At 33.9% G+C, this 12,172-nt stretch carries 9 protein-coding genes; 4 read left to right on the top strand and 5 right to left on the bottom strand.

Translation table 11 applies throughout. The features are described from left to right. Both K5R64_RS13025 and K5R64_RS13030 read right to left on the bottom strand, forming a co-directional pair. Positions 1–1,875 (bottom strand): hypothetical protein (locus tag K5R64_RS13025; RefSeq protein WP_220764002.1); only part of this gene is annotated, 1,875 nt, incomplete at its 3' end. A 908-nt stretch (positions 1,876–2,783) separates the two neighbouring features. Continuing rightward, positions 2,784–3,995, bottom strand: coding sequence for a 3-oxoacyl-[acyl-carrier-protein] synthase III C-terminal domain-containing protein (locus K5R64_RS13030; RefSeq protein WP_220764003.1), 1,212 nt, complete (start codon positions 3,993–3,995; stop codon positions 2,784–2,786). A gap of 275 nt (positions 3,996–4,270) precedes the next feature. On the opposite strand from K5R64_RS13030, the gene K5R64_RS13035 reads away from it, so the two are divergent. After that, positions 4,271–4,975 (top strand): DUF4197 domain-containing protein, encoded by a 705-nt coding sequence (locus K5R64_RS13035; RefSeq protein ID WP_220764004.1) that lies wholly within the window; start codon positions 4,271–4,273, stop codon positions 4,973–4,975. Between the two features lie 51 nt (positions 4,976–5,026). After that, positions 5,027–5,881, top strand: coding sequence for a formyltetrahydrofolate deformylase (gene purU / locus K5R64_RS13040; RefSeq protein ID WP_220764005.1), 855 nt, complete (start codon positions 5,027–5,029; stop codon positions 5,879–5,881). A 241-nt stretch (positions 5,882–6,122) separates the two neighbouring features. Here purU and mazG read toward each other — a convergent pair whose 3' ends face one another. From mazG to def, 3 genes are all read right to left on the bottom strand, one after another. Then, on the bottom strand, positions 6,123–6,896 hold the full coding sequence (mazG, locus tag K5R64_RS13045; protein ID WP_220764006.1) for a nucleoside triphosphate pyrophosphohydrolase: 774 nt from the start codon (positions 6,894–6,896) through the stop codon (positions 6,123–6,125). A gap of 100 nt (positions 6,897–6,996) precedes the next feature. After that, on the bottom strand, positions 6,997–7,467 hold the full coding sequence (locus tag K5R64_RS13050) for a DUF5606 domain-containing protein (protein ID WP_220764007.1): 471 nt from the start codon (positions 7,465–7,467) through the stop codon (positions 6,997–6,999). A gap of 72 nt (positions 7,468–7,539) precedes the next feature. Then, a complete protein-coding gene (gene def / locus K5R64_RS13055; protein ID WP_220764008.1) occupies positions 7,540–8,127 on the bottom strand; it encodes a peptide deformylase in 588 nt (195 codons plus the stop codon). Positions 8,128–8,475: 348 nt separating this feature from the next. On the opposite strand from def, the gene K5R64_RS13060 reads away from it, so the two are divergent. Both K5R64_RS13060 and K5R64_RS13065 read left to right on the top strand, forming a co-directional pair. Further along, on the top strand, positions 8,476–10,728 hold the full coding sequence (locus K5R64_RS13060) for an FUSC family membrane protein (protein WP_255580378.1): 2,253 nt from the start codon (positions 8,476–8,478) through the stop codon (positions 10,726–10,728). A 97-nt stretch (positions 10,729–10,825) separates the two neighbouring features. Then, the gene (locus K5R64_RS13065; protein WP_220764009.1) at positions 10,826–12,037 is read left to right on the top strand and encodes a T9SS type A sorting domain-containing protein; all 1,212 of its coding nucleotides are present in this window, start codon (positions 10,826–10,828) and stop codon (positions 12,035–12,037) included. Positions 12,038–12,172 lie beyond the last annotated feature (135 nt).

Here is a 12,172-nt window from a genome sequence, read left to right on the forward strand (position 1 = left end):
AGTTACAGTTACCAATGTTCGAGGACCTTCACATCCTGTCGCAGTCACTTTTGCACCAGCATAAGCTGAGCTAGTTCCGACAGCAGTTCTAGAGGGCGCAGTAGTGACAGAACCTCCGGTAGCTGCGGTGTACCAAACGATGGTTTCACCTGCAGCAGCTGTAGCTGAACCTGTTTTGGCTGTATTATCAAAACAGGCTGTCACATCAGTTCCTGCTGGAGCTAGTGGCAATGGATTAACTGTAATATCCAACTCTCCAAATCCATAACATCCTGGATTCGATAAACTTTGAGATCGAGCGTAAATATGTGTTGGACCAGGCATATAAGCTGTTGGATCAAGTATTTTATCAGTATAATTTGCGTCACGGAAATATTCAATTGCTGCACCTGTAGTGGATGCACCTGTAGTCAAGTTAATAGCTACACCAGCACAAGCAGCCTTCGGTGTAAGCGTTACAACAGGAGGAGTTCCCGTATTTCCAAATAAGAAAGGTCCAGCAAAATCTTTCAACTCACTACCAAAAGCACCTTCACTGGGACCACCACCGCTACTACGTGTTTTAACTAATAAACTTCCCAATAGATTAGAACATGGAGATTGTTCACCACGTTTATCTAAACCAAAGGCAGTAAGATTAATTCCAATTTCAACAAATTGCAAAGGTTGATAATCTGCTACATCGCTAGGACCACTGCCGTGTAAAGTTCCCCATGGTGGCGCTAGAGTACTTGCGTTTATATTGACTCTACCCCAAATATCTGTATCAGATCCAACATTTTCTATAATAGCAGCATAACCAAAAGTACCTGAACCATCTCCTTTTTCAAATGCTGTATTTTTATCAACAGTAAAAGGACGAAGTGGATTTGAATTATCATACGCATTAAAGACAGCTTCATCCATCCAAACTCTGATTCTCACCTGCGGCACATTTCCTCCATTAGTATAATCTACTGAAATAATAATCGTTCCTGGAATATTTACAGTCCCATCAGGATTAAAAGTAAATGCTGTACGCCCCCCATCTGGTCCTGTTTTTCCAGGAACAGATAAATCTGCTGGGGTTTCTATTGCCGTACGGAAGAATTCAAAATCGATATGTTTATTCCCATTAGTAACTACCAAAGAAGCTGCTGCGTATGCATAAAGTGTTGTAAAAGGTCTTGGGTCATTAATCCCAGGGGCGCTAAATGGCTCTCTAAGTCCTTCTCCTCGTAAATGTGCATAGACATCAATAATATCATCTTTTGCGGGAACACTTCCAGCAGTTCCAATACTCCAAGTATTGGGATTAGCGGCATTTTTATCTGAACCGCTTGAAAAATAAGATTTTTCACCACTACCCCCTTTTGAATAAGTATCTCTTCCATAAACAGCATCTAACCATAAATAAGGTCGTATATTATCTCCTGTACCACTAGGAACAACTGGAAAAGGAAAAGGAGCCGTTGGCGTGGTGATTGATTGTCTCCTTACAAAAGCCGTATTAGATACCATTTCCGCTGGTGTAAGAGGGCTTTGGTCTATAACTCCAAAACCAGGACCTGGATAACTTTTTCCAAACCAGTCATCAGTACCTACAGCTGATGGCAGAGGAACTAATGGATTAGCAATATTAGGAAACTCCAAAAGATCTGAATATACATCTGCATCTATCCCAAAATTAGCCTTAACTGCAGAACTTCCTACTAATTGACTAAAAACTACATTTTGATTAAATATAAAAATGAATAATGTGGTAAAAAAAACGAGTTTTTTAGCAAACATCTGTTTCCATAAAAAACTCCATAATCCATCACTATCACAGCAACGGTTTCCACATTCCCTTTCTACATTTATACTTTTGTTCGTGTAAAAAATATTTTTTTTCATAATAAAAGTATTTTTTTTTCATAAGAGTAAATATTTTAGGTATCGTGTCATTAGAATTGGGGTATGCCCTCAACATTGATAAACAATGAAGTCGTCTTTCAATTAATCATAAAGTTTTCACTTTTTAGAAGTACTTTATGATTAAAAACACTTATAAGTCATTAAAAAAGACTTATATAAAGATTAAACGTAAAAAAAAAATAGGTTGTAACATTAGTTTTCAAACTTGGGGGAGAAAACTTGTGAAGTGTACTGTTTCTTCAAAATGAAAATTTTAAAGATATCCAACATTATAAAAAGACTTATTTCATAAATAAGATTAAAAAAGACATTTTTACGATTGTAATTCTAGTTATACGACCAACTTTTTTTAAAAAATAGAATAGACACTCTTCGTGGTAATAGTATCTACCTTAGCTTATTTACAACTATTTTTAAAAGGACTTTAAATAAGAAACAAGACCTTTACTGATTGATTCAAAGGTAGTTAGTTTAACAAAAAATCTAAAGCAAAAAAACCAAAACAAGATTAAATACTCCATTTCCCGACCAACAACACAATCGTGTAAGAAAGTCTGTATTATAATTCATAAATTGTAAAAAAATAACGTCTAAAATATTAAAAATCAGTTTATTAAAACAAAAACTACAATTGAAGTGTTAATCCTAAAATTAGGTTAAATAATTAAAAATAAAATAGAACAATTACCATTAAAATCAAATTTGTATTGCATTTTAATCATGAATTCAGGATAATCTTTAATCAAAACACAATTTAAAAATTTGTAACTCTTAATCTTATTAAATGATGTTTTTTTAGCAATTTTAACATTATTTTAAGATATAAAAAAACAGCAACCCTTTTTGATGGTTGCTGTTTTTTGTTAAAAAATAATTAGCTGTTCTATTTAAATTTTTTCGAGCAAAAGTCCTGTTGCTGTGAGACCTGGACCAAAGGCCATAGCCACTATTTTTTTACCCGATTCAATTTCTGGATCTTTAATAATTTTATCAAAAATATGAGGAATCGTTGCTGAGGACATATTGCCATGTTTTCGTAAAACAAAATACGACCAACTCGCCTGCTCTTCTTGTAATCCCAACTCTCCCACAACATAATCGATAATTTTGGGACCGCCTGGATGTATGGCAAAATGCATTTTTGATTTAAATTCATCCAATTTAATCCCACCTTTTTGACAAAGATTCGTTAAAAATGATTTGATATTTTTTCGAATAAAAACAGGCACTCTTTTTGAAAGAGTCATCAAAAAATTATATTCTCCTAAATCCCAAGACATATCCTCTAGGGAATCAGGAATAATTACTTCGTGAGCAGCCAGAATTCGCAATCCTTTTTTTTCTTTGAGAGTAACATCATTAAAAAAAGATTGCTCCTCATAAAGTGAATAACCAATAAACCCATCTGCAAATAAAGAACATATCATGGTATTGGCAGGTGAAAATTCGGTTAAATTCAGATGGGAAGATAACAATTCCGTATGAACTACATCAGAACGACCATTGGTTTCACTTGCACAAATTAAACTTCTGGCGGTACGAATGGCTGGAAAAGCCCCATAACACCCCATGTGATAAGAGTGCGTAACCTGTACATTTTCCCATTTACGACCAATGACAGCTTCTTGTGCCACACTGGGCGAGGAATATCCTGAACAGGTTACATGAATTAAGTTTTCAGGTTTAGAGGGTGTTTTATCGTAGAATTTATCAAAAACATATCCCATTTTTCTTTTGAACCATTCCATCCTAATTTCAATTTTTGGTCCTGAGGAATGCCCTCCTTTGACCTCAAACCCTTTTGGAAAATGATAAACACTGGGTGAAGACACCTCAAATATTCTTTCGATAAAATCCTCAACCCCTTCAAAAATAATGCACTGCCTACTCCTTATACCTTCTGAGGAAACTGAATATTTATTTACTTGTTCTGATATATAATCAAAACTTACCAATTCATCAGTAGAAGATGGTATTTCTCCCTCTGAAAGATTTTGAAAATGATAATACAAGTATTTCGTGTATTCATTTAGTTTTTCTTGATTAATTAATTTACAGACTTGTACGGGGTGGAAATTGGAAAGAATAATTGTTTTCATAATCTTTCAGTTTAGTTTAACTATTAAATTTAAGATAAAAAAAACAGATAAAAAAAAAATACAACTAAGAAGGCATCAATTAGCAAAAAAAGAAGTAAAACACTGATATAAAACTAATTAACAATCATCCTTACATACCATTTTAAAATAAAAAAACAACCAAAAAAGAAATGTAGTAGATAATAAATAAAAGCCTATTTTTTCTTTTAATATTATAGTATTTTTGGTGCTCACCATTACTCAAGTCATTTACAAATTATAAAACAATGCCAATCATGAAAAAAGGAGCCTTAGTACTACTATTACTTTTTTTTGTTAGCTGTGCCGAAATGCACCAAGTATTATCTCAAATACCTCAAACCACCTCAACTGGTTTGGATATTTCTGCCGGACTCAAAGAAGCCTTGAACAATGGTATCACAAAACAAGTAAGTAAATTGACCGCTACAGACGGATTTTATAAAAATGCTGCAGTCAAAATTTTATTACCCGCTGAATTGCAAAAAGTAGATACAGGCTTAAGAAAGATAGGATTAAGCTCACTTGCTGATGAAGGACTTAAAGCCTTGAATCGTGCTGCTGAAGATGCTGTAAAAGAAGCAACGCCAATTTTTGTAAGTGCGGTTAAGAATATGACTATTACTGATGCCCGAGGTATTTTATTAGGAAGTGAAAGTGCCGCTACGTCTTATTTACAAAATTCGACATCAACGGCACTGTATGCTAAATTCAATCCTGTGGTGAAAAATTCATTTAGCAAAGTAGGTGCTGATAAAGTGTGGACCAATATCATTACTAAATACAATAGTTTACCCTTGGTTTCCAAAGTAAATCCCGACCTAAACGATTATGTTACTAACCAAGCTATGAATGGTGTCTTCAAAATGATTGCGGTCGAAGAAAAAGAAATTAGAACCAATATCAATGCCCGAACTTCTGTATTATTACAACGCGTATTTGCTATTCAAGACAAAAAATAATAATTCCGCCTTACCTTATTCATACATAACAAAAAAATTAAATTCTAAACAATGCAACACTTTACCCTACTAATCCATTGCAAAGACAAAAAAGGAATTATTGCAGCGGTAACTAATTTTATATTAAAAGTAGAAGGAAATATCACTTATCTCGACCAACATGTGGATGTAGTTCAAAATGTATTCTTCATGCGATTAGAATGTGAACTCACCAATCCAGCTTTTGAACTGACAGCGGTAAAAGAAGATTTCGAAAAAACAATTGCTACTGAATTTAATATGGCCTGGGAATTTTACAATAAAGACCGAAAACCAAAAATGGCCTTATTTGTATCCAAATATACGCATTGCTTGTATGATATATTGGGTCGTTATAGTTCTGGGGAATTGCATGTAGAAATTCCTTTAATCATTAGTAACCACGATGATTTAAGACCTATTGCAGAACAATTCAATATTCCGTTTTACCATGTCCCTTTTACCAAAGACATTAAAGAAGAAGGTGAAAAACAACAAATCGAACTGCTAAAACAATACCAAATCGATTTCATCGTACTAGCGCGCTACATGCAAATCATTACACCGCGATTGATTGAGATGTACGAAAATAAAATCATCAACATCCATCATTCCTTTTTACCCGCTTTCCCAGGTGCAAAACCCTACCACTCCGCTTTTAAACGAGGTGTGAAAATTATAGGAGCAACCAGTCATTATGTAACGGAGGAACTAGATGAAGGGCCTATTATTGATCAAGACATCAGTAGAGTATCGCATGTGAATTCAGTGGAGGATTTTATAATGAAAGGCAAAGACTTAGAACGCATTGTATTGGCTAGAGCAATCAAATTGCATTCTGAACGAAAAATGATGGTTTATTGCAATAAAACAGTCGTGTTTTACTAATTGTTTAAAAGTAATCACTTAGGACACTTTCCTGTTCTTAAAGCTTAACAATCAGTTACTTATAAAATATTACCAAATAATTAACTAATTTAACAGAAAGTAATAACTAAATTTTAACAAGCATAAAAGCTTTTCTGTAGCATCTTTGCAGAGTAATAAATTGGTTATTTATTATTTGGTTTTGGTTAGTTAAAAGATTGCCACTGTGTCAAAGCAGTGGCATTTTTTTTTGTAGAATTATTTACAACCGTTTGGCTTCTTCCCAAAAAACATCCATTTCAGCCAAGGTCATATCGCTCAATGTTTTCCCCATTTCTTGGGCTTTGTTTTCGAGATATTGAAATCGCTTAATGAATTTTTTGTTGGTTCGCTCTAAAGCATCTTCGGGATTTATCTTCAAAAAACGCGCGTAATTTATCATCGAAAATAAAACATCTCCAAACTCCGCTTCCATTTTATCTTGGTTACCTGATGCAATTTCCGCCTGTAATTCTCCGAGTTCTTCTTGCACTTTATCCCATACCTGATGCGGTTCTTCCCAGTCAAATCCCACCCCTTTTACCTTATCTTGAATACGACTAGCTTTTACTAATGCTGGCAAACTTTTAGGAACACCTTCTAAAACGGATTTTTTTCCTTCTTTTAATTTTAATTTTTCCCAATTTTGTTTTACCTCTTCTTCACTTTCCACCACAGTATCACCATAAATATGCGGATGACGATGAATCAATTTATCACAAATTTCATTACAAACATCGGCAATATCAAAATCTTGAGTTTCACTTCCAATCTTAGCATAAAAAACAATATGGAGCATTAAATCACCCAATTCTTTTTTGATTTCTTCCAAATCATTATCCAAGATGGCATCACCTAATTCATACGTTTCTTCGATAGTAAGATGTCTCAAACTTTGTAAAGTTTGTTTTTTATCCCACGGACATTGCGCTCGCAACTCGTCCATAATGGTCAATAATCGATCAAAAGCTTGTAATTGATTTTCTCTAGTATTCATAAAAATTGGATTTTGTGGCTAAGAGCAGGTGGGTAAAAATAAGAAATCCTGTAATCTTGAAGGAAGAATACAGGATTTATTTGTGAATCGAATAAGAAATTTATTCTTTAACTTTTTTTGTTTTTTTAGGTTTTTCAGTAGATGCTTCTGCTTCTACAACTTCAGTTGGCTCTTCAGTAGCTGCAGCTGATTCAACAACCAATCCTTTGGCTTGCAACGTATTGTACCAACTTAATATTTTTTTCACATCCGAAGCATATACACGCTCTTCGTCATAAGTAGGCAACACTTCTTTTAAATAAGCCAATAAAGTAGCGTTATCTTCTTTATGAGAAATTGCTGGTCCGTAATTGTGCTTTACAGCAATGGCTTCCATAATTTCTACTAATGGTTTTTCACCATCATAAGTATAAATAGAAATTTCAGATAACAAACTTACATTACTCTTCAGGTTTACTGTTATTTTTTTACCATCTGATAATGATTCTGCTACAAATCCCGTACGAGTTTGCACTCTTAAAACGTATAACCCTGGCTTACCAGAAATAGATAAAATTTTTTCTAAATTCATTTTTATATTTTTTTTCTAATTTTCAAAATAGACCTAATAACAGACAAGTACACTACGTACCCTTATCTGTTTTTACCTTCCTTTTTTACCAAAAAATTTCATTCGATACTCCTGAAAAGTTTTCCCTTCCATGATGTTTTTTAATTTTTTTTGTATCAAACGTTTTTTAAGAGACGAAATTTTATCTGTAAACAAAATTCCTTCTATGTGATCGTATTCGTGTTGAATCACTCTTGCAATCAAACCATCAAAAACTTCTGTTTTCATCACAAAATCTTCTTCACAATACTCAATGGTAATGCGCTCTTTACGGTACACATCTTCCCGAACATCTGGAATACTCAAACAACCTTCGTTAAAAACCCATTCTTCTCCCTCTTCTTTAATTATCTTAGCGTTGATGAATGTTCGTTTAAATCCATTCATTTTCTTTTGCTCAGCCTCTTCTAGATCTTCATCATCACAAAAAGGAGTTGCATCAACTACAAACAATCGCAATGACAATCCTACTTGAGGAGCTGCCAAACCTACTCCTGATGCATTATACATCGTTTCGTACATATTAGCAATTGTTTCTTTTAAATTAGGATGTTCTGGTGTTAGGGGTGCGCCTACTTTACGTAAAACGGGATCTCCATATCCTATTATTGGTAAAATCATTGTTTTCTTTATTAATTTTTTCCTTGGCAAATTCCAGAATTCTCATTTCTATTTTTACCATGGTTGGCAAAAATAGTAAAAAAATAAACAAGGACTATTCAATGCGAAACAAATCCTATTTTTTCACTCAGAATATCTCATATTACCTACCACTACACGTTTCTTAATCTCAAAAAACACCAAAAATTATTTTAAATCATTCCTCTTCAAAAAATAAATGCTAGCGCTTTTTAACTGAATACGAATGTGTTAGTTAACCCAAATTGCAATTCCCCCTAAAGCCAAATAACTACACTCATTTATAATTCGATATTTCGACCCAAGTTTGTACCCCAATTCCACTTTACAATGCTTATTTTTGTAGTGAATACAACCATTATGATTTCTCATATCCATAAGTTTAAAGAAAGTACCGAATTTACAAATGCGCTGAAAGTTACACTATCGGCTGTACTTCCTGTTTTACTTTTCTCTCATTTGGGACAGATTTCTACAGGAATTACAATCGCTTTAGGTGCTTTTTTTGTTTTCCCAAGTGACATCCCAAGCAATCTCAAACACAAAATCAATGGTTTGATTGTGACTAGTTTTATTGTATCTGGCGCCAATTTGATTATCAATCTATTTCACCCTTACCCTATCCTATTTTATCCCGTCTTTAGTGCGTTACTCTTTTTGATTTCTATGCTTGCTGTGTACGACCAGCGTGCCACAATGGTTGCTTTTTCGGGATTATTGTCTGTTTCTTTGTCTTTTTCACACCTTAACACGGGTTGGTACGAAATAGTCACACATGCTGGTTTATTGCTAGGTGGCGGTTTGTTTTATTTATGCATCTCGGTACTTTTCCATTACATTCGTCCCAATCGTTACATCGAAATCCAATTGGTCGAATGCATGAAACTCACTTCTAACTACTTAAAATTACGAGGTGATTTATGGGAAATTCATTCGGACAGAAAAGAGATTACCAAAAAACAATTGCACCTACAAGTTGAATTAAACACCATTCATGAAAATATTCGCGATATTTTAATTCGAAACCGAACCAATTATGGTTCTTCTAACCAAAATAGAAAAATGCTTCTCTCTTTTATTTCGCTTGTCGAAATAATGGAATTAGCCATAGCGACCTCTTTTGACCACAATAAATTACATCAAAAATTTGATGCCCACCCATTTGTTTTATTGACGTATCAAAATCTAGCCTACAACCTTGGTCGTAGCCTCAAACATTTATCCCAAAGCATTTTGAACAAAACGGCCTATCAGTCAAAGCACAGCTTGATGGCTGATTTGAACCAGCTCGAAGAAGCTATTGAAGAATACAAAAAGGATTTGGGACCCATTGACTCTATAGAAGGGGTTTTGATGCTGACTACCATGCTCGATTATGCCAAAAAACAAGTAGAAAAAATCAAAATTTTAGAGAGAGCCTTCACCAAAACAGTTCAATTAAAAGACTTAAATGGAAGAGATAAAGAACTGGAAAAACTGGTTCAACATCATTATTATCCTATTAGTACTTTTATAGAAAATTTAAATTTTTCCTCAACAATATTTCGCCATTCCCTTCGCATTACGATTACCATCTTAACAGGTTTTTTTATTGGCAAAATACTTCCTTTTCAAAACGTATATTGGATTTTATTGACCATTGTGGTCATCATGCGACCTGGTTATGGATTGACCAAAGAACGTACTTACCACCGTTTTATAGGAACCCTTGTAGGGGGCTGTATTGCTTTTTCCATTTTAGCTTTATCCCCTAATACGACCACCTTAGGTTGCATTGCTATTTTATGCATGATTTTAGGATTTTCATTCAATCCTACAAACTATAAAATAGGGACTACTTTCATAACAGTACATGTCATTTTTGTTTTTGCCATCCTTACTCCTGATATGGAAAATCTAATTCAATACCGAATTTTGGATACCATTGTCGGGGCTTTGTTAGCCATTATGGCCAACTATTTTTTATGGCCTAATTGGGAATTTTTAAACATCCCTGAGTATCTAGAAAAATCAATTGAAGCGAACCGAAATTACCTAAAAGAGTTTTCCACCTTGTACAATAAAAAAGGAGAGGTATCTACTTCCTATAGACTGGCTCGTAATCAAGCTTTTATTGAAGTGGGTAATTTAATGGCTTCGTTTCAACGGATGATTCAAGAACCCAAATCCAAACAGAATAACTTACAACTTTTTTACAAACTCACCGTACTCAACAATGCTTTTCTCTCCTCGGCTGCTTCATTAGGAACCTATACGCAGTCACACAAAACCACTGAAGCTTCTGAAGCTTTTAATAATGCTATTCATCTCATTATTGACAAATTGGATTCGGCCATTTATTTGCTTCATAAAAACAATACCGAAAACTCCAATACATTTGAATCCACCGTTTATCCTCAAGATTTTTCAGAATTAAACAACATTCGCACAAGAGAATTTAAACAAGGATTAGAAACCGATCAAACCGTAGCTTACCATAAAATGCAAGAAGCGCAATTAGTGATAGAGCAGTTAATATGGTTAAGCAATCTTTCTGATAATATTGTTAAAACTACCCAACAATTAGTTTTTATAAAAAAATAATTTAAAGGTAAAATACAACAAGACTAGGATAGTATAAGCTAGATAGCGTAGCTTTTTTTCAATTAGTTTCACAAAAATTAACTTAACCCAAAACAAAATGAAAAAAAGAACCCTATCCTTACTATGGATTACTATTGCTTTTAATAGCTTAAATGCCCAGTACAGTCCCTTTATCACAAATCCAGACCCAACAAAACAATGGACATTTCAAAGTAGCATGTCAGATGAATTTAACAGCACAACAATTGACTGGACAAACAAATGGTACTACAACTCCCAGCTCCCAACAATAAAAGCATGGAAGTGGAACAATAATGCCAATGTTAAAATTGTCAACAATGCGGCTGAAATCAAAATGAGCCACAATACAAATAATATTCCCGTTGATGGCACTTACTTTAATTCAGGAATTTTAAAAAGCAAAAAAACTTTTACCACAGGATATGTAGAAGCAAGAATAAAAGGTGCAGTTATAAATATTCCTGGACCTGATAATGGTCGCGGTGTTTGTCCTTCCTTTTGGTTGTATAGTGACTTTTACAGAGACGCTCTTGAAGGACAAACAGTCTATTCAGAAATTGATGTCGTAGAATTGCAACAATTTGATTACTACAATAACGTACAAGACGATATTTATGACATGGATCATAATTTGCACTTGGTTCTTAAAATAAATGGTCAAGATGTATGGTTTAGACCTAAACAAAATGCAGCTACGCAAAAAAATCATTCCACTGCAACATTTAACCCTACTCAAGGCTATCATATTTATGGATGCGAAGTTAATACCGCTGAAATAATTTGGTATGTTGATGGTAAAGAAGTTGCCAGAAAACCAAACACGTATTGGTATCGCCCCATGAATGTCACAGTCTCATTGGGATTAAGGGTTCCATTTGTGGAATTTGTAAATAATGTATTTGAACCTATAAATCCAAAAACCAATACCAGAGCCAATAATCAACTACCCGCTATCCCTACTACCATGTCAGTTGATTATGTTAGAGTTTGGACTAAGAAAACAGGAACTTCAAAAATGACTACCGAAAAAGAAACAACTAATACCAGTTCCGTTCAAAATTTTAATATGTATCCAAATCCTGCCAAAGATTTTGTAACTATAGATTTAGCACCATTTGAAGGCGAAACTAAAATTACCCTAGAAAATAGCCTTGGCACTATTTTGCTCACAAAAACAACAACCGCCTCCGAAAATACTTTACCTACAAGTTCTTTATCATCTGGGATCTATTTTGTAAAAATTGAAAACACAAATGGAGTGTATACCAAAAAATTAATCGTTAAGTAATTCTTGTTTTCCCAATTAGCATTTTAAACCTTTGTCTAAACAGGTTTAATAGTCAAAAATAGTTGGTAAAAACACCGTAAGGCATTATAAAATATGATGTTTCCGAAAGTTTATTGAAATTCGTTTCAATAAACT

It is taken from the genome of Flavobacterium sp. UMI-01 (genome assembly GCF_019656315.1).
Classification (GTDB): Bacteria; Bacteroidota; Bacteroidia; order Flavobacteriales; family Flavobacteriaceae; genus Flavobacterium.

What these genes read in the sequence shown, in the direction of transcription:
- K5R64_RS13030 (WP_220764003.1), bottom strand. Translation starts at nt 3,995, where the DNA reads ATGAAAACAATTATTCTTTCCAATTTCCACCCCGTACAAGTCTGTAAA.
- K5R64_RS13035 (WP_220764004.1), top strand. Translation starts at nt 4,271, where the DNA reads ATGAAAAAAGGAGCCTTAGTACTACTATTACTTTTTTTTGTTAGCTGT.
- purU (WP_220764005.1), top strand. Translation starts at nt 5,027, where the DNA reads ATGCAACACTTTACCCTACTAATCCATTGCAAAGACAAAAAAGGAATT.
- mazG (WP_220764006.1), bottom strand. Translation starts at nt 6,896, where the DNA reads ATGAATACTAGAGAAAATCAATTACAAGCTTTTGATCGATTATTGACC.
- K5R64_RS13050 (WP_220764007.1), bottom strand. Translation starts at nt 7,467, where the DNA reads ATGAATTTAGAAAAAATTTTATCTATTTCTGGTAAGCCAGGGTTATAC.
- def (WP_220764008.1), bottom strand. Translation starts at nt 8,127, where the DNA reads ATGATTTTACCAATAATAGGATATGGAGATCCCGTTTTACGTAAAGTA.
- K5R64_RS13060 (WP_255580378.1), top strand. Translation starts at nt 8,476, where the DNA reads ATGCTTATTTTTGTAGTGAATACAACCATTATGATTTCTCATATCCAT.
- K5R64_RS13065 (WP_220764009.1), top strand. Translation starts at nt 10,826, where the DNA reads ATGAAAAAAAGAACCCTATCCTTACTATGGATTACTATTGCTTTTAAT.